This is a genomic window from Mesorhizobium sp. L2C084A000 (assembly GCF_000502875.1).
Lineage (GTDB): Bacteria > Pseudomonadota > Alphaproteobacteria > Rhizobiales > Rhizobiaceae > Mesorhizobium.
This window is the reverse complement of the sequence record NZ_AYWX01000014.1, coordinates 1-15,718: the sequence shown is the minus strand read 5'-3', so window position 1 is coordinate 15,718 and position 15,718 is coordinate 1. Positions and strand designations below refer to the sequence as shown.

The 15,718-nt window shown below is 64.1% G+C and carries 20 protein-coding genes and 1 pseudogene; 14 read left to right on the top strand and 7 right to left on the bottom strand.

Features of this window, described 5'->3' with window-relative positions; genetic code table 11:
- Positions 1–330: 330 nt before the first annotated feature.
- The gene (locus tag X735_RS141245; protein ID WP_023813278.1) at positions 331–1,029 is read left to right on the top strand and encodes a RibD family protein; all 699 of its coding nucleotides are present in this window, start codon (positions 331–333) and stop codon (positions 1,027–1,029) included.
- Positions 1,030–1,115: 86 nt separating this feature from the next.
- On the opposite strand, the pseudogene X735_RS01000000166305 reads toward X735_RS141245, so the two are convergent.
- Positions 1,116–2,005: pseudogene (locus tag X735_RS01000000166305) on the bottom strand (SDR family oxidoreductase).
- 91 nt (positions 2,006–2,096) lie between these two features.
- On the opposite strand from X735_RS01000000166305, the gene X735_RS141250 reads away from it, so the two are divergent.
- Positions 2,097–2,930: a helix-turn-helix transcriptional regulator gene (locus X735_RS141250; RefSeq protein WP_023813275.1), complete on the top strand. Its 834-nt coding sequence runs from the start codon at positions 2,097–2,099 to the stop codon at positions 2,928–2,930.
- Between the two features lie 37 nt (positions 2,931–2,967).
- Here X735_RS141250 and X735_RS0134925 read toward each other — a convergent pair whose 3' ends face one another.
- Complete coding sequence (locus X735_RS0134925) at positions 2,968–3,420, bottom strand: SRPBCC domain-containing protein (RefSeq protein ID WP_031213613.1); 453 nt, start codon at positions 3,418–3,420, stop codon at positions 2,968–2,970.
- A gap of 161 nt (positions 3,421–3,581) precedes the next feature.
- Between X735_RS0134925 and X735_RS141255 the strand changes: the two genes are divergently transcribed.
- Both X735_RS141255 and X735_RS141260 read left to right on the top strand, forming a co-directional pair.
- Positions 3,582–4,334, top strand: a complete 753-nt coding sequence (locus X735_RS141255; RefSeq protein ID WP_031213612.1) for a pseudouridine synthase — start codon at positions 3,582–3,584, stop codon at positions 4,332–4,334.
- A 128-nt stretch (positions 4,335–4,462) separates the two neighbouring features.
- On the top strand, positions 4,463–4,864 hold the full coding sequence (locus X735_RS141260) for a VOC family protein (RefSeq protein WP_023813272.1): 402 nt from the start codon (positions 4,463–4,465) through the stop codon (positions 4,862–4,864).
- Positions 4,865–4,893: 29 nt separating this feature from the next.
- On the opposite strand, the gene X735_RS141265 is transcribed toward X735_RS141260, so the two are convergent.
- Complete coding sequence (locus X735_RS141265) at positions 4,894–5,475, bottom strand: histidine phosphatase family protein (protein ID WP_031213611.1); 582 nt, start codon at positions 5,473–5,475, stop codon at positions 4,894–4,896.
- 208 nt (positions 5,476–5,683) lie between these two features.
- On the opposite strand from X735_RS141265, the gene X735_RS141270 reads away from it, so the two are divergent.
- The 3 genes from X735_RS141270 (at position 5,684) to X735_RS141280 (ending at position 7,031) form a co-directional block, all read left to right on the top strand.
- Complete coding sequence (locus tag X735_RS141270; RefSeq protein ID WP_023813270.1) at positions 5,684–6,133, top strand: universal stress protein; 450 nt, start codon at positions 5,684–5,686, stop codon at positions 6,131–6,133.
- 107 nt (positions 6,134–6,240) lie between these two features.
- A complete protein-coding gene (locus X735_RS141275; RefSeq protein WP_023813269.1) occupies positions 6,241–6,516 on the top strand; it encodes a DUF1778 domain-containing protein in 276 nt (91 codons plus the stop codon).
- Positions 6,513–7,031, top strand: a complete 519-nt coding sequence (locus X735_RS141280; protein WP_023813268.1) for an acetyltransferase — start codon at positions 6,513–6,515, stop codon at positions 7,029–7,031. The genes X735_RS141275 and X735_RS141280 overlap by 4 nt, the downstream gene beginning before the upstream one ends.
- A gap of 14 nt (positions 7,032–7,045) precedes the next feature.
- Here the strand turns inward: X735_RS141280 and X735_RS141285 are convergent, their stop codons facing one another.
- Positions 7,046–7,795, bottom strand: coding sequence for a sulfite exporter TauE/SafE family protein (locus tag X735_RS141285; protein ID WP_023813267.1), 750 nt, complete (start codon positions 7,793–7,795; stop codon positions 7,046–7,048).
- A 21-nt stretch (positions 7,796–7,816) separates the two neighbouring features.
- Entirely contained in the window at positions 7,817–8,023 is a 207-nt protein-coding gene (locus X735_RS141290; RefSeq protein WP_023813266.1) for a hypothetical protein, read from the bottom strand.
- A gap of 138 nt (positions 8,024–8,161) precedes the next feature.
- Here X735_RS141290 and X735_RS141295 point away from each other — a divergent pair, with 138 nt between their 5' ends.
- The 7 genes from X735_RS141295 to X735_RS141325 all read left to right on the top strand — a co-directional run bounded on the left by X735_RS141295 (position 8,162) and on the right by X735_RS141325 (position 13,948).
- Positions 8,162–9,025 carry a LysR substrate-binding domain-containing protein gene (locus tag X735_RS141295; RefSeq protein WP_023813264.1) on the top strand — a complete coding sequence of 288 codons (864 nt, stop codon included), beginning with the start codon at positions 8,162–8,164 and terminating at the stop codon, positions 9,023–9,025.
- Between the two features lie 132 nt (positions 9,026–9,157).
- Complete coding sequence (locus X735_RS141300) at positions 9,158–9,658, top strand: Lrp/AsnC family transcriptional regulator (RefSeq protein WP_023813263.1); 501 nt, start codon at positions 9,158–9,160, stop codon at positions 9,656–9,658.
- On the top strand, positions 9,655–10,818 hold the full coding sequence (locus X735_RS141305; protein ID WP_023813262.1) for a saccharopine dehydrogenase family protein: 1,164 nt from the start codon (positions 9,655–9,657) through the stop codon (positions 10,816–10,818). Before X735_RS141300 ends, X735_RS141305 begins: the two co-directional genes overlap by 4 nt.
- A gap of 109 nt (positions 10,819–10,927) precedes the next feature.
- A complete protein-coding gene (locus X735_RS141310; protein ID WP_023813261.1) occupies positions 10,928–11,716 on the top strand; it encodes an ABC transporter substrate-binding protein in 789 nt (262 codons plus the stop codon).
- Positions 11,717–11,820: 104 nt separating this feature from the next.
- A complete protein-coding gene (locus tag X735_RS141315; protein WP_023813260.1) occupies positions 11,821–12,492 on the top strand; it encodes an amino acid ABC transporter permease in 672 nt (223 codons plus the stop codon).
- The gene (locus X735_RS141320) at positions 12,489–13,163 is read left to right on the top strand and encodes an amino acid ABC transporter permease (protein ID WP_023813259.1); all 675 of its coding nucleotides are present in this window, start codon (positions 12,489–12,491) and stop codon (positions 13,161–13,163) included. Before X735_RS141315 ends, X735_RS141320 begins: the two co-directional genes overlap by 4 nt.
- Positions 13,164–13,219: 56 nt before the next feature.
- Complete coding sequence (locus tag X735_RS141325) at positions 13,220–13,948, top strand: amino acid ABC transporter ATP-binding protein (RefSeq protein WP_031213610.1); 729 nt, start codon at positions 13,220–13,222, stop codon at positions 13,946–13,948.
- A gap of 9 nt (positions 13,949–13,957) precedes the next feature.
- Here X735_RS141325 and X735_RS141330 read toward each other — a convergent pair whose 3' ends face one another.
- Together X735_RS141330 and arsK are read right to left on the bottom strand one after the other, a co-directional pair.
- The gene (locus X735_RS141330) at positions 13,958–14,461 is read right to left on the bottom strand and encodes a hypothetical protein (RefSeq protein WP_128305598.1); all 504 of its coding nucleotides are present in this window, start codon (positions 14,459–14,461) and stop codon (positions 13,958–13,960) included.
- A gap of 211 nt (positions 14,462–14,672) precedes the next feature.
- Positions 14,673–15,718 (bottom strand): arsenite efflux MFS transporter ArsK (gene arsK / locus X735_RS141335; RefSeq protein ID WP_023813256.1); only part of this gene is annotated, 1,046 nt, incomplete at its 5' end.

The window sequence follows — 15,718 nt, the reverse complement described above, 5'->3', positions numbered from 1 at the left end:
AGAACGCACGACCCGAAAACCGGATCGGTTTCAGGAAGGATCATGCGTCGGTTCAAAGTGTGGAGCATCCTCCCTGCGCCCGAAAACGCATGCCGCTCCAGCTGGCCGCCGCTGTAAAAAGAGCCTCCCACCGACGCCTGCGCAGGGATGCTAACCCAGCGCCAACCATTTGTGCAACCTCGATATAACAGCGCCGTCCGGCAAAATTATCGGAATTGTCGGATTTTTGGATCGTGGGCTGGCATCTCACTGAGGCGTCTGGCTTCCATTCCCTCGACCCGGCACTACCTTGGATTGACCCGCGAAGCTTTTGTGATTTGGAGAACCCGTATGAAGCTGCAAGTCATCTGCCATATGCTCGCATCACTCGACGGCAGCCTTCATCCAAGCCGCTACACGACAAGTCCGGACGGGACCCAGGCGGATTGGTCGAGCCTCTACGAGCATATCCACAATGATCTCGCGGCTGACGCCTGGATCGTCGGCCGCGTCACCATGGCCGAGATGAGCAAGGCCGGCGCGCATCCGCCGGCCAATGCCGGCAAGGTCGACCGGCCCTATCATTTCGCGCAAAGGAATGCGGGCAGCTATGCCGTGGCGCTTGATGCCTCGGGCAAGCTTCATTTTTCCAAACCCGACATCGGCGGCGACCATGTCGTGGTGCTGCTTGGGCATGATGTCGCCGACAGCCACCTGGCCGAGCTCGCCGCCGACGGCGTATCCTATATCATGTCGGAAGCGGCGGACATCAATCTCGCGGCGATGCTCGAGGTGCTCGGCAGCGAACTCGGCATCCGCCGGTTGCTGCTCGAGGGCGGTGCCGGCATCAACGGTTCCTTCCTTGCGGCCGGGCTCGTCGATGAACTGAGCCTTCTCGTGGCGCCCGCGATCGATGGACGCGCAGCAAACCAGGCCTTCGTCGAGTTTGGCGAGAGCGGCCTGGCGAGCAAGATGCAATTGTCCCTGAAGAGCTGCGAGGCGCTGGCGCATGGGCTCGTCCATCTGCGTTACGCAGTTACTCCTGGATGAGGGCTGACCGCCTCGTACAGAAGGGCCGGCAATCTGACTGATTACCGGCCCCTGTATCGTCAGCTTTAGGCCGATGCTTCAGTCAATCAAGCGGCGTATTGCATGGCATCGAGATCGGCGATCAACGTCGGGCCGGTCGGGTGCCAGCCCAATCGTGCCTGTGTCAGCGCGCTGGAGGCCGGCAGGTCCATGGTGGCGAACATCGCCATCCAGCCGAAATGCTCCGCCGCTCTTTCCGGCGCGATGGAAACGACCGGCAATTTCAGGCCCCGGCCAAGCGCCTCGGCGATGGCCCGCACCTCGACGCCTTCCTCGCCGACCGCGTGATAGCGCGCGCCCGGTTGCCGCTTTTCCACGGCCAGCCGGTAAAGCCGCGCGGCGTCGAGGAGATGGCCCGCGGAGAAGCGGTTGCGGCCTTCGCCGACATAGGCCGAGACGCCTTTTTCACGCGCGATTTCGATGAGCGGCGAGATAAGCCCTTGCTTGACCGGATTGTGGACCTGCGGCAGCCGCACCACCGACACATTGATGCCGGCGTCCAGCAAGGCATTGCCGGCCAGCTCCGAGGCGATGCGCGGATTGGGATGGCCGGGATTGAAGACGTCCTCGATCGCCAGCTCGCCATGCCCGGGGCTGCCCATGCCGACGCCGGAGGTGATCACCAGCGGCCGGTCGGAGCCGGCCAGGGCGGCGCCGAGTGCGGCGATGACGCGCTTGTCCTTTTCGCAATTTTCGGCAAACCGCGAAAAATCGTGGTCGAACGCCGTGTGATCACAGCCTCCGCCTTGGCCGCGCCGTCGCGCAACCCCTCGGGATCCTCGAGCGTCCCCCGGAGCACTTCGGCGCCCGCGGCGGCCAGCGCCTCGGCGCCGGCGTCGGAGCGGGTCACGCCGACCACCTGGTGGCCCGCCTGGATGAGTTCGGGAACCAGCGCCGAACCGATGAAACCGGTCGCGCCGGTGAGAAAGATACGCATGCAAAATCTCCTGCACTAGTTGCCTGCGTAATATTGCTGGTCTATTATTCTATTAAAGTAGTGATCTTATCATGGTATAATGACTAACAGGATGCCCTCCAATTCCGCCGGCTCGCTGGCAGCGTTCCTCAAAGACCGGCGCACGCGGCTCGATCCGGCTTCCTTCGGCTTTTCGGGCCGCCGACGCACGCCGGGACTGCGCCGGGAAGAGGTCGCCCAACGCGCCAACATCAGCCCGACCTGGTACACATGGCTGGAGCAGGGCCGCGGCGGCGCACCCTCGGCCGATGTCCTCAATCGCATCGCCAAGGGGCTGCTGCTGACCGAGGCGGAGCGCGAACATCTTTTCATGCTCGGGCTGGGGCGCCCGCCCGAGGTCCGCTACAGGGGCGTCGAGGGTGTCAGCCCACGGCTGCAGCGCCTCATCGACACGCTCGATGCCAGCCCCGCCATAGTCAGGACCGCCACCTGGGACGTCGTTGCCTGGAACTGCGCCGCGCGGGTCGTGCTGACCGACTATAGTGCCCTGCCCGAGGGCGAGCGCAACATCCTGCGTTTCATGTTCCTGCGCCCCGCCATCCGCGCCAAGCAGCACGATTGGAAAAACCTGGCCCGTTTCGTGGTCGCTTCGTTCCGTGCCGATGCGGCACGCGCCGGCGCTGTCTCCGAGGTGCGCGAACTCGTCGACGAGCTCTGTAGCGCCAGCCCGGAATTCGACGCGCTGTGGCGCGAAAACGACGTGCTCAGCCACGGCGACGGGACAAAGCGCCTGAAACACCCGGAACTCGGCGATATCGAGCTGGAATATTCGGGCTTCGCGGTCGACGGCCGGCCGGATCTGAGCCTGACCGTCTACAACCCGGTCGACAGCGCCGTCGCCGACCGTATTCGCGCGCTGGCTCTCGCCCGACACCCCAAAGAGTAAGGGCCGGACGGCCCGTCCGCGGGGATGACGCCCGCCCTCAAGCGCGCTCGCAGACCGCTTTCAGGATCTGCAAGGTCGGCCCCCAGTAGAGATTGGCATGCGGACGGATCGCCGGTTCGGCGAAGTCGCTGAGCGTCAGCGTCAGCGTCGTTCCCCCACCCACCGGCGTCAGATCGAAGCTGACCACGGTGTGGTTTTCGGGCACGTCCGCCAGCCGCGAGGCCGACAGCGTGCTCCAGTAGCCATACGCGAAGCTCTTTTCAGGCTCAAAAGCGCGGACGGTGCCATGGTTCTCGAACGGCATTCCGTGCAGCAGTCCGCGCATCACGATCGCGCCGCCGGCATGCCCTTGCAGGCTGACAGTCAACTCCTCGTCGGACATCCATTGCGGGATCATTTCTGGCATCGTCAGTATCCGCCAGACCTTGGCCGGCTCGGCACTGATGACGACGGTCTTGGTGATCGGCGAGATGTCGAGAGACTCACTCATGCGAAGCAAGTTTATCGCGGATGCGGCGGCGACAATATCGCCGGTCCAAGAACTGCGGATGCCGCCACTGCCCCCTTGCTTTGCGCACGATTGCAGCAGCGCGTCTTGCGAAGCCATTGCAGCCCGTGGCATTTGTCGGCTCCACCAGCACAGACGGCAGCATGACACCACGGCAGACACGACAAAGCGGCAGGCAGGCGGCGCCCGGCGTCAGCCTGAACCGGGCGCTGTCGAAGCTCGGCCTGTGCTCTCGCACGCAGGCCGAGGTGCTGATCGCCGAAGGCCGCGTGCGTGTCGGCGGCAAGGTCGTGCGCGATGCAGCCCTGCGCGTCGACCTCGACCGTGACCGCATCGTTGTCGACGACAGGCCGGTGGTTGCCGAGCGCAAGGTCTATCTCGTCCTCAACAAGCCGCGCGGGCTGGTCACCACCCGCGACGACCCGCAACAGCGCGACACCGTCTATGCCTGCCTGGAAGGGCTCGACCTGCCCTTCGTCTCCCCGGTCGGTCGCCTCGACAAGGCGAGCGAAGGCCTGCTGTTGATGACCAACGACACCCGGTTTGCCAACCGGCTGATGGATCCGGCCTCGCATTTGCCCAAGACCTATCACGTGCAGATCGGCATGGTGCCGGACGCAGCGATGCTGGACAAATTCCGCGCCGGCGTGACCGTCGATGGCGAGACCCTGAGCGCCAGTTCGATCGAACTTTTGCGCAGCGGCGGCCGCACCGCCTGGCTGGAGATCGTACTCGACGAAGGCCGTAACCGCCACATCCGTCGCCTGCTCGCCGCGCACGGCGTCGAGGTTCTGCGCCTCATCCGCATCGCTATCGGCCGCCTGCCGCTCGGCGACCTCGCCAAGGGTACGGCACGGCATTTGACGCCGGAGGAACTGGAGCTGCTGGCGGGGTGAGCCCCGCGTATCGTCGATGTCGGCGGCCTTGCATCCGCGCCACCTCCTGACAGGAAGCTGTCAGGAGGCCTGGCCTATAGGTGACTCATGGGCCGGGCTGCGGCTCCAGCAATCCAGGAGCAAAACAAATGAATTTCGTCTCTGTCCGCATCATCACGTCGGACGTCCAGCGTCTCGTGCGCTTCTATGGCGAGATCACCGGCATGCCCGTGACTATGTACACAGAAGACTTCGCCGAACTCGCGACACCTGCCTGCACGTTGGCAATCGGCAGCACGCGCACCTTGATGCTGTTCGGCGGCGACATCGCCCGCCCCGCCGACAACCACACCGTCATCCTTGAGTTCCGCGTCGGCGACGTCGATGCTGAATTCGCCAGGCTCTCGGACCTACTCAGGGATGTAACGGTGCAAAAGCCGACCACAATGCCCTGGGGTAATCGCTCGCTGCTGTTTCGCGACCCCGATGGCAATCTGGTGAATTTCTTCACGCCGGTAACCGCCGAGGCGATCAGGAAATTCGACAGGTAGGGGGAGCGGTACCGCCGGCCGATGCCGCACTACTTCTGGTTCCATTTCCGGATGACCGGCTCGCTCAGATCATGCTCGTAGCCGAGCACGCTGATGCTTGCCGTATCGAGCACGAACAGCGCGCCGCCTTCGGGCGGCAGCCCGATCCAGCGCGCCGCCAGCACGCGCAAAAAATGCGCGCTGGAAAACACCAACATGTCGGCATTGGCCTTGCGTAACCCGTCAATGATCCTGTCGGCCCGCGCGCCCACATAGGCCGCCATCTCGCCCTTTGGACAACCATCGCGAAACACATTCCAGCCGGGGCGCTCGGCCAGGATCTGTTTTGTCGTCAGCCCCTCATAGGCGCCATAGTCCCACTCCTGCAGATCGTCCTTCTTGACGCTCTGCGCGCCGAAGCCGGCCAATACGCTGGTGTTGTAGGCGCGCTGCGACGGGCTCGACCATACGGCCGAAAAGGACAGGCCCTTGAGCCTATCCGCGACGCCCCGCGCGGCGGCCTCGCCAACCGGGGTCAACGGCATGTCGGTGCGGCCGGTATGCTGCCCCGAAAGGCTCCATGCCGTCTCGCCATGCCGGACCAGATGGATTTGGGGATACACGCTGCTCATGAGATGCCTTTCGATGTGGTCCGGCACCTTAAGCAACGATGCGGCAAAGGGGAATCCGCTTGGTACAAAACTGCGTGGTCGCCTGGCCTTGATCCGCGGCGGGCCGGCCCTGTGATCATCCTGGTGCCGCAACTATATCAAGGCCAGCCTCTACAAGGCTCCCGCCACCACAAGGGCACGGGCCCTTGCACAACAAGTCGAGATCATCATGTACAAACATCTGCTCATCGCCACGGACGGATCGGAACTGGCCGACAAGGGCGTTGCCCACGGCCTGACATTGGCCAAGGACCTCGGCGCCTCCGTCACCTTCGTTACCGTCTCGGAACCATTCCCGATCTTCGCCTGGGGCGGCGCCATGGCCGGCTATGCCGCCGGCGATGAGCTCGTCGCCTACAAGGAAGAGGCAGGCCGCTATGCCAAGGAAGTGCTCGCCAAATGCAAGGCGTCGGCGGACGCCGTTGGCGTGGCCGCGGAGGTGGTCCATGTCGAGGACAAGCGGCCCGCCGAAGCCATCCTGGAACTGTCGCAGGCCCTGCGCTGCGACCTGATCGTCATGGCCTCGCACGGCCGTCGCGGACTGGGCAAGCTGCTTCTCGGCAGCCAGACGGCGGAAGTGCTGTCCTACACGGAGATTGCGGTGCTGGTGGTGCGGTAACAGATTTGGCCCAGCGCGCTCCTCACATGCCCGTGAGGCTAAAGCGATAGGATTTATATTGTACGGATTCAATCCGTACCATATAATAGCAGACAAAGGAGATAGCCATGCCTCGCAACGTCGGTGATAACGGTCGAATCGATTTCCGGATTCCGCCCGAAGCGAAAGCCGTGATCGCACGTGCGGCCGCCTTGTCGAATGTCGGCCTGACCGAGTTCGTTACGCGCTCCGCACTGCGTGACGCCCAGGCTGCGATCGAACGCGCCGAACATCTTGCGCTGTCAGAACGGGACAGTCTGCGCGTCCTCGACCTGCTTGAAAACCCGCCCTCCCCGACCAACCGCCTTATCCGCGCCGCCAAAGCCGGCCAGACTCTCGCGTGAACTCCGTCACATGGCAAGAAGTGCCGATCGGGAGACAACATAACCGTGCCGCCTTCGACTGTGGCGACGCGGACCTCAACATCTATTTGCAGCGCTTTGCGCGTCAAAGTCATCAAAGCGGTGGCGCAAAAACTTTCGTCGCCGTGACGGCGCAAGATCCTTTGCGCATCCTCGGCTTCTACTCTCTCAGCCCGGCTTCGATCGACTTTGCCAGGACCCCGGCAGTCGCCAAACGCGGCCTTGGCCGCTATGACGTGCCGGTCTACCGTCTGGGTCGGCTCGCCGTAGACCGTACGATACAAGGCCGCGGCCTTGGCGGCGGTTTGCTGCTCGCCGCCGGGAAGCGCTGTATGGCAGTCGCGGAGGAGCTCGGCGGCGTTGCCTTGCTAATCGATGCCAAAGGTGACCAGGCTGCCCACTGGTATGAAGGTTACGGTGCGATCCGTCTGGATGACGCGCCGCTGTCCCTGGTCCTGCCTTTCGCCGCGATCGCCAAGGCGATAGCTGCATTCTGAACGCCTGCCGCAAGCTACAGAATACCGTCCTCCACAAGATAGACACCCAGCGCCAGCAATCCGACGAAGAACACTTTCCGGAAGGTCTCGATGCTCATCCTCCGGCGCAATGCCTGGCCGGCGAACATGCCGGCCAGCGCCGGCGCAAGGGCTGCGACCGATCCCGCCAGTTGCGCGCTCGGCGACGCCAGGGCACCGGTCCTGAACAGCCCGATGGCGAGCGCCGCCGTCGACACGGTGAAGGATAGGCCGAGCGCCTGGATCAGGTCTTCTTTCTCCAGCCGCAGCGATTGCAGATAGGGCACTGCCGGGATGACGAAGACGCCGGTGGCGCCGGTGACCAGCCCGGTCGCCACCCCGACCAGCGGTGACATCAAGGCTTCGTGGCGCACCGGCGTGGTGAAGCCGGCCTTGGCGAGGCCGAGGATCGCATAGAGCACCAGTGCGGCGCCCAGCCCGGCCGAAGCCGCGCCCGTATGCGTGCCGGTCAGCAGCCCGGCACCGGCAACGGTGCCGAGCATCACGCCGGCCATCATCGTCCATAGCCGCTTACACAGGCCGCCGAAGGACGGGCCGGTCAGCAATTGCCAGAGATTGGTGACCAACGACGGGATCAGCAGCAGCGCCGCGGCCTGCGCAGGCGGCATCGTCACCGCCAGCAGGCCCATCGCAACGGTCGGCAGCCCCATGCCGACGACGCCCTTGACGAAGCCGGCGGCGAGGAACACGGCGCCGATCCAGGCGAGGACGCCGGCGCTCAGCATGGTCGTATCTTCAAGGCGGGATCAGTCATGCAGCAGCATATCGGTTGCGTCGGCATCCAGGCTGGCGGCCTTTGCCGGCGCCGCATCGCGGCTGGTGGATACGACCGTCGCCGCGCATCCCCGCAGGCCTGATCCCGCTGGCGCCATGGCAAGGCCAGCCACGGCAATGGCCAGCACGATCGCCGTGCTTTCGAGAATGCCGAGCCGGCCTGACGTTCGTTTGTTCATCACAATTCTCCTTCGAAACTGTTTGACGAAGATCCCGGCCGATCACAATGTGGAAGTTGTGCTGCCAACCTTCGGCCAGGACGAAGGCTGGAGGGCCGATCGCCTTCCCGGGCGCTGAATATTCGCAGGAGCAAAAGAATGCGCTTCGATCTGGTCGATCTCCGCCTGTTCCTGCTGGTGGCCGAACGCGGCAGCATCACCCATGGCGCCGAGCTTGCCGGCCTGGCCCTGGCGTCGGCCAGCGCCCGCATCAAGGGCATGGAGGAGCGGCTCGGCGCGCCGCTCCTGGAGCGCCGCCGCCGTGGTGTGGTGCCAACGCCGGCGGGACAGGCGCTGCTGCATCATGCGCGCGCCGTGCAGAACCAGATCGAGGCCATGACCGGCGATCTGGCCGCCTATGCCACCGGCCTGCGCGCCCGCGTCCGGCTGCTGGCCAACACCGCCGCTACAGCCGAGTTGCTGCGCGACATCCTGCCGGCTTTCCTTGTCGCCCATGCCCAGATCGACATCGATCTCGACGAGCGCCCCAGCCATGAGATCGCGCAAGCCGTGGCCAATGGTGCGGCCGATCTCGGCATCGCCGCAACCTGGGCCGGCCTGTCGCATCTCGAACAGAAACCGTTCTTCACCGACCGGCTGGTGGTGATCGCCGCGCGGAACCGGCCCGGCCTTGAAGGCCGCACCGTCAACCTCACTGAGGTTCTCGGCGAATCTTTCGTCGGCCTCAGCACCGGCCATGCGCTGCAGGAGCACATCACGCGCCAGGCGGCCCGCCTTGGCGGCCATCTGCATGTCCGCATCCGCGTGCCTGGCCTCGACAATGTCTGCCGGCTGGTCGCGCAAGGCGCCGGCATCGCCATCGTGCCGGAAAGTGCGGCGGGTCGTTCCGTGCGCACACTGCGGCTGACCGACGACTGGGCGACGCGCCAGCTCAACCTCTGCGCCCGCCGCTTCGAAGAGCTGACGCCACAGGCAAAACTGTTGGCGGCAGCGCTGGTCTGAGCCCTGACAGCGACCACCTATCACCAGTAGCGCTGAATCATTGCCTTGCTTTTCCAATATCCGTGACGTAGCTTGTTTGCACATTGGCAAAAAAACCGCCAAAGTTTTTTCCTTTTGTGAAAGACGGGGACTTTGCGAGAACATCTCGATCTGACCGATCGGCGGCTGGTCAAACAGCTGTCGCAGGATGCACAGCCGGGCATCAACCGCATCGCGGAGATATTGGCGATTTCGGTGCCGACGGTGCGCACGCGGTTGCGCAACCTGCTCGACCGCAACCTGCTCAAGATCGTCGGCCTGCTGAATCTGACCGAGCGTCCCGAGCTGATCTCGGCCATTGTCGGCATCAATGCCCAAGGGCGCGGCCGGGCCCGCGAACTGGCGCAGCGCATTGCCGAACTGCCCTTCGTCAACTCGGCCTCGGTCGTCACCGGGCGCTTCGACATCATCGTCGACGTAACCGTGGCGGGTGACGTCGCCGACCTCTACCGCGTCACTAGCGAACTGATCCCGGGTGCCGGCGAGCCCGGCGAAGTCGTGCGCAGCGAAACCTTCGTCGTCATGGCGTCCTGCAACAAATGGGTCAGCCTGCCGGAAGGCTGCTGGTCGGACGACCGCAAGGAGCCGGCATGAAGATCGCGGTACTCGGCGGCCTCGGCCTGCAAGGCCGGGCGGCAATCGCCGACCTTGTTGCCAGCGACGGCGTCGAGGAAATCGTCTGCGTCGACACCGCAGCGGATGGCCCGGCCCGGCTTGCCGGCCTGACCGATCTTGCCCGTGTGCGCTTCGTCGTGCCTGAAGGCGCGATCGGCCCGGCGCTGGCCAATGTGCTTGATGATGTCGACGCCGTCATCGACCTGTTGCCGCAGCCATTGATGCGCGAGGCGGTGCAGGCCGCGATCGCCACGCGCACGCCGCTGGTCACCACCAACTACGCCAAGTCGATCGCCGATCTGGCGCCGGCCGCCGAACAAGCCGGCGTCTCGATCATGACCGAATGCGGGCTCGACCCCGGCATCGACCTCGTACTCTACGCGCGCGCCGCCAGGCAGTTCTCTTCGATCACCGCGATCGATTCCTATTGCGGCGGCATCCCCGAGCCGAAGGCGATGGCCAAGCCGCTGTGCTACAAGGTGAGCTGGAATTTCGACATGGTCCTGGTCAGCCAGAACCGCGACAGCGTCATGATCGAGGGCGGAAAGCGCGTCGCGGTGCCGGCCGGCCAGCAGCACGAAAACCCTTTCATCCATGAGATCGAGGTCGCGGGCCTGGGCAGGCTGGAAGCGTTCCCAAATGGCGATGCGCTGCATTATGTCGAGATGCTGGAGGCAGCCAAGGGTCTGCGCCGTTCCGGCCGCTACACGCTGCGCTGGCCGGGATGGTCGGCCTTCTGGGCGCCGCTAAAGGAGCTCGGTTTCCTCTCTGAGGACAAGGTGCCCGGCACCTCCAACAGCCCGCGCGAATTCCTCGGCCGGCTGCTCGGCCCGCAACTGCAATATGGTCCCGGCGAGAAGGACCTGTGCGTGATGCGCAATGTCTTTTCCGGCCTCGAAAGCGGCCGCGCCAAGACGGTGACGTCGGACCTGATCATCGAGCGGGACCTGGCTTCGGGCCTGTTCGGCATGAGCCTCGGCGTCGGCTATCCCGCCAGCATCGTGGCGCAGATGCTGGCGCGTGGCGAGATCACCAAACCCGGCCTGCTCAACCCGCTGCTGGACGTGCCCGACGAACCCTTCTTCGACGAGCTTGCCAGACGCGGCATCAAGGTCACCGAGACGGTGGCCTGGGACTGAGGATTTTCGAACGGTGGCTGCCGCCGGCAACGGCGCTGCCGCTCAAAAAGCACCCCAAAGGGTGAAAAACAACGAAGACATGGAACAATAAAACAAGGAGGACTACCAAATGAAGATTGCCAAGCTTTTCATCGCCGGACTTGCGCTCGCCGGCCTTACCACTGCTGCCTCAGCCGGAACACTGGACGACATCACCAAGCGCGGCGAACTGCGTGTCGCCGTGCAGACCCAGGGACCCCCTTTCTCGCTGGTTGGCGCCAATGGCGAACGCACCGGCAGTTCGGTTGAACTGGCCGAACTGATGGCCAAGGAAATGGGTGTGAAAATCACCTTCCTCGATTTCGACTGGGATGGTCTGATCCCGGCGCTGCTGTCAGGCAAGGCCGACCTTCTGGTCGCCGACATGACACCGACGCTGGCGCGCGGCATGAAGGTCGCCTTCACCACGCCTTACATGTACACCGGCAGCACCGTCTTCACCAAGGCCGACAGCAAGTTCAAGACCACCGAAGACTGCAAGGCCAAGGGCACCAAGATCGCCGTGCTGCTCGGCGCCACCGGCGAGAAGGAAGCCAAGAAAGCCTTCCCCGACGCCGACATCAAGAGCTACAAGGGCGGCGGTCCGCTGCTGCTCGACGCCGTCAACAACGGCCAGGCCGATTGCGGCGTCAACGACGTCTCGGCGGTCAAGGGCCAGTCGACCGCCTATCCGGCCGGCAGCTTCACCATCATGCCGGACCTTCTGTCGAAGGAGCCGCTTGCCTTCGCCACCCGCTATGACGAGCCGGACCTGCTGGTCTGGATGAACCTGTTCCTCAACCAGGTCACCATCGATGGTCGCCTGCAGAAGAACCTCGACTACTGGGTCAATTCCGACGCCTGGAAGAAAGACCACTAAGCAGCGATAAACCCAGGCGGTTAGCGCGCGTCTCAAGCGCCGCGAAACCGCCTGGAATTTCGCTTCATCCGTCGTTTCCTGCACTCTGGGGATTGCACCCAACGATGCTCGAAAATTTCAGTTTCCGCACCATCGTCGAATACCTGCCGCTGTTCGGACAGGGCCTGATCACGACCGTCTGGCTGTCGGCGCTGTCCTTTGTCGGGGCGCTCATCGTCGGCATCGTGCTGTGCGCCATGAATCTGCAGCGCGGCTGGCTGTTTCGTGTGCCGGCCAAGGCTTATATCGATGCGGTGCGTGCCACGCCCTTGCTGGCGCAGCTCTATTTTCTCTATTTCGGCCTGCCCCGGCTCGGCTTCGTCCTGCCGGAACTCGTCGTCGGCATCCTCGCGCTGTCGTTGAACAGCGGCGCCTATATCGCTGAAATCATTCGTGCCGGCATCCTGTCGATCCCGCGCGGTCAGGTCGAAGCCAGCGTCGCCTCGGGCATGACCTATGTCCAACGGATGCGCCTGGTCGTGCTGCCGCAAGCCTTCAAGGTGACGATCCCGCCGCTGCTTGGCCAAGCCATCGTGCTGGTCAAGGATTCCGCCCTTCTGTCGCTGATCTCGGTTGCCGAACTGACGCGCGCCGGCCAGTTGCTCGCCTCCGACCGCTTCATGCCGGCCGAAGGTTTCCTCACCATCGCCGCCTTCTATCTGCTGCTCTATTACGGACTGAAGGGACTGGCTGGCGTCTCCAGCCGCTGGCTCGGCACGGCGGGGGCGCGGACATGATCTGGCAACAACTGCAAAGCCTCGCCGGCTCCTATCCGCTGGCCCTGCGCGGCCTCGGCATGACCGTGATGCTGTCGCTGATCAGCCTTGTGCTCGGCACCTTGCTCGGCTTCGGCCTCGGCATCCTGCGCACCGGCGGCAACCAGCTGATCTCGGGCTTGATCGGGGCCTGGGTCGACCTGATCCGCGGCACGCCGTTCCTCGTGCAGATCTTCCTGATCTTCTTCATCCTGCCGGAGTTCGGCATCGAGCTTGACGCCTTCACCGCCGGCATCATCGCGCTGACCAATCTGGCCGCCTGCTTCATCTGCGAGATCGTCGTCGCCGGCATCCGCTCGGTGCCGACCGGCCAGGTCGAGGCGGCGCTGGCGTCCGGCCTGTCGCGCTGGCAGCGCATGCGCCAGGTGGTGCTGCCGCAGGCCATGCGCATCGTGCTGCCGCCGCTGGTCGGGCAGTATGTGCTGCTGATCAAGGATTCTTCCGTCGTGTCGGCCATCGGTCTCACCGACCTCACCCGCGTCGGCTGGCTGGTGGTGCAGCGTGTGCCCAACGGCCTCTTGGTCTTCTTCCTCGTCGGCGTCGGCTATTTCATCGTATGCTATCCCCTGATCATGCTGGCCCGTCGGCTGGAGCAGCGCATGGGCGCGGCACATGGCGAGGTGCAGTTGTGACTTCCAACCCCAAAGGTCCAGAAATCATGACCACAACGGGCCTTGCCAAGACCGGTATGATCGACTTTCGCGGCGTCAACAAATGGTTCGGCTCGCTCAACGTGCTCAAGGACATCACGCTCAGCGTCGAGCCGCGCGAAGTGGTCGTCGTCTGCGGCCCGAGCGGCTCGGGCAAAAGCACTCTGATCCGCTGCGTCAACGGCCTGGAGGCGATCAAGAACGGCGACCTCGTCGTCGACGGCCAACGCCTGGGCGACCCCGCCACCAACATGACGCAGCTGCGCACCGAGATCGGCTTCGTCTTCCAGTCGTTCAACCTCTACCCGCATAAGACGGCACTCGAGAACGTCACGCTAGCCCCCATCCATGTCCGCAAGATCCCGCGTGCCGAGGCTGAAAAAGCAGGCCGTGAATTGTTGGCCAAGGTTGGCCTCGCCGACAAGGTCAATGCCTATCCCGCACAGCTCTCCGGCGGCCAGCAGCAGCGCGTGGCGATCGCGCGTTGCCTCGGCATGCGGCCCAAGATCATGCTGTTCGACGAGCCGACCTCGGCGCTCGATCCCGAGATGATTTCCGAAGTGCTCGACGTCATGGTGGCGGTCGCCGAGGAAGGCATGACCATGATGGTGGTGACGCACGAGATGGGCTTTGCCCGCAAGGTCGCCCAGCGCGTGGTGTTCATGGACGCCGGCGCCATCGTCGAAAGCGGCACGCCGGACGAGTTCTTTTCACACCCCAAGACCGACCGCAGCCGCGCTTTCCTGAGCAAGATTCTCAGGCATTGATGTCACGCCTTATAAGACATGCTTCTTTTTCGGTGTATCGACGAACCTCCGTTTGGGCAATGCGGGGCTTCCGTCATTGACGACATAGCGCAAACGCGCTGCAAGCCGTGCTTCCGCTTCAGGCCAATCCTTGAGACTTACCGGAAGCCGCGCGATGAGCTTCAGTTCGCGATCGTAAAGATCCACATGGACGAAAGGAATAGCGACGACAACGACAATGACTTGTCCAAAGCCTGCCAACTCGGAGAGTGGGATCGTTTTGTTTCTGAAGAGACGACGGTAGATGATGTTTTCGCCTTCGATGCTCCAACGTGCGTATTGGACAGCAATCCCGGCCACCATGAGACCGACAAGGAAAACACCGATGACCACTCCGGACCAAAGCTCGGCCGGGGTCTGCGCTTCGGGATGCGTGAAAATACCATAGATCATGGCTGCCAATGCGCCCCCGGCGCCCAGACAAACAAACCATCCCAGCGTTCGTTTTGCTGACCCGGTCTTGAATACGATCATTCTGCATAAGATTCCACCTGGTTCACTGTGACCGCGGGTAGCGGGAACCCCGCGACGCATTCGATGTCGAGCCGGTCTTCCCGGCGCTCCATAAGAGCCAGGTTTCCGTCGGCAGTACACTGCGGTAGATGCAAAAGGGATTGCGGTCGATCCCCACTCTCAGCGTTCCGGACCCTTTTGCAGACCATCATGATCGGCGCCAGGTGCCAAGTCACGCGAGATGGGTCACGAACGCTGGCAGGCCGCCCCGCCGTCTGAGCAGCACGATGGCGAGGAAGGCGATCACGCCGCTCGCGGCGACGACGACCAGCACCCACAGCGAATTGGCGACGGATGTCCGCGCCATCATGAAGGCGAGCGCGAACGGCGCGAAGGCCGAGGTGAACTGACGGGCAGCGCTCGCCCATCCGAGCCGCGCACCATAGCCCTCGCGGCCGAAGAGTTCGAGCGGCAAGGTGCCGCCGACGATGCTGGTGAGGCCGGAACCAAGGCCGAACAGCAACACGAACAGGAAAGCGCCTGGCAGCCATGGCGTCGTCAGGAGCAGTGCGCACAGCCCTGCTGTGATCAGCGATGCGGCGATGACGGCGAGGTGCGTCTGCTGCAGCCGCCCGCCAAACAGCATGTTGATCAGCCGGCTGGCGACCTGCGCCGGCCCGAACAGGGTCGAGACGAAGAGGCCTGCGGTTCCGAGCCCCAGCGCCGCCGTCAGCGGCACCATGTGGATGAGGATCGCCGACAGCACGAAGCCCTCGGTGGCGAACCCCGCCAGCATGAGCAGGAAGGCGGTCCGGCCGCGCCGCGCATCGAGCCGCGTGCCCGCTTCATCGGGGGCGGACCCGCGCTCTTGCGGCATGACTGCTGCATGGCGGCGCGACAGGCGCATCAGCCACGCGTGGATCGGCAGGCATAGGCCGAGATTGAGAGCGGCGAACAAAAGATAGACCTCGCGCCATGTCAGATGCGCATGCAGCGCCGAAGTCAGCGGCCAGAACAGGGTCGAGGCGAACCCGGCGATAAGCGTCAGATGGGTGATGCTGCGCTGCGGTCGGGGAACCCCGATCTGCACGATCGCAACGAAGGCGGCGCTGTAGAGAACGAAGCTGGAGGCCAGTTCCATCGCCAGCAAGGCCACAACGAAGCTCACGCGGTCGGGCGCGACGGCGCACAGCGCCAGCGCCACGGCTGCCGCCACCGAGCCGACGGTCATGATGCGGCCGGCGCCGAAGCGGTCGGCCCACCGCCCGGCAGTCGGCG

Excerpts from the sequence above, each read along its gene's own strand:
- X735_RS141260 (WP_023813272.1), top strand. The coding sequence starts at position 4,463 with ATGAATTTCGTCTCTGTCCGCATCATCACGTCGGACGTCCAGCGTCTC.
- X735_RS141315 (WP_023813260.1), top strand. The coding sequence starts at position 11,821 with ATGCTCGAAAATTTCAGTTTCCGCACCATCGTCGAATACCTGCCGCTG.
- X735_RS141255 (WP_031213612.1), top strand. The coding sequence starts at position 3,582 with ATGACACCACGGCAGACACGACAAAGCGGCAGGCAGGCGGCGCCCGGC.
- X735_RS141325 (WP_031213610.1), top strand. The coding sequence starts at position 13,220 with ATGATCGACTTTCGCGGCGTCAACAAATGGTTCGGCTCGCTCAACGTG.
- X735_RS141275 (WP_023813269.1), top strand. The coding sequence starts at position 6,241 with ATGCCTCGCAACGTCGGTGATAACGGTCGAATCGATTTCCGGATTCCG.
- X735_RS141320 (WP_023813259.1), top strand. The coding sequence starts at position 12,489 with ATGATCTGGCAACAACTGCAAAGCCTCGCCGGCTCCTATCCGCTGGCC.
- X735_RS141250 (WP_023813275.1), top strand. The coding sequence starts at position 2,097 with ATGCCCTCCAATTCCGCCGGCTCGCTGGCAGCGTTCCTCAAAGACCGG.
- X735_RS141290 (WP_023813266.1), bottom strand. The coding sequence starts at position 8,023 with ATGAACAAACGAACGTCAGGCCGGCTCGGCATTCTCGAAAGCACGGCG.
- X735_RS141310 (WP_023813261.1), top strand. The coding sequence starts at position 10,928 with ATGAAGATTGCCAAGCTTTTCATCGCCGGACTTGCGCTCGCCGGCCTT.
- X735_RS141245 (WP_023813278.1), top strand. The coding sequence starts at position 331 with ATGAAGCTGCAAGTCATCTGCCATATGCTCGCATCACTCGACGGCAGC.
- X735_RS141330 (WP_128305598.1), bottom strand. The coding sequence starts at position 14,461 with ATGATCGTATTCAAGACCGGGTCAGCAAAACGAACGCTGGGATGGTTT.
- X735_RS0134925 (WP_031213613.1), bottom strand. The coding sequence starts at position 3,420 with ATGAGTGAGTCTCTCGACATCTCGCCGATCACCAAGACCGTCGTCATC.
- X735_RS141265 (WP_031213611.1), bottom strand. The coding sequence starts at position 5,475 with ATGAGCAGCGTGTATCCCCAAATCCATCTGGTCCGGCATGGCGAGACG.
- X735_RS141295 (WP_023813264.1), top strand. The coding sequence starts at position 8,162 with ATGCGCTTCGATCTGGTCGATCTCCGCCTGTTCCTGCTGGTGGCCGAA.
- X735_RS141270 (WP_023813270.1), top strand. The coding sequence starts at position 5,684 with ATGTACAAACATCTGCTCATCGCCACGGACGGATCGGAACTGGCCGAC.
- X735_RS141285 (WP_023813267.1), bottom strand. The coding sequence starts at position 7,795 with ATGCTGAGCGCCGGCGTCCTCGCCTGGATCGGCGCCGTGTTCCTCGCC.
- X735_RS141305 (WP_023813262.1), top strand. The coding sequence starts at position 9,655 with ATGAAGATCGCGGTACTCGGCGGCCTCGGCCTGCAAGGCCGGGCGGCA.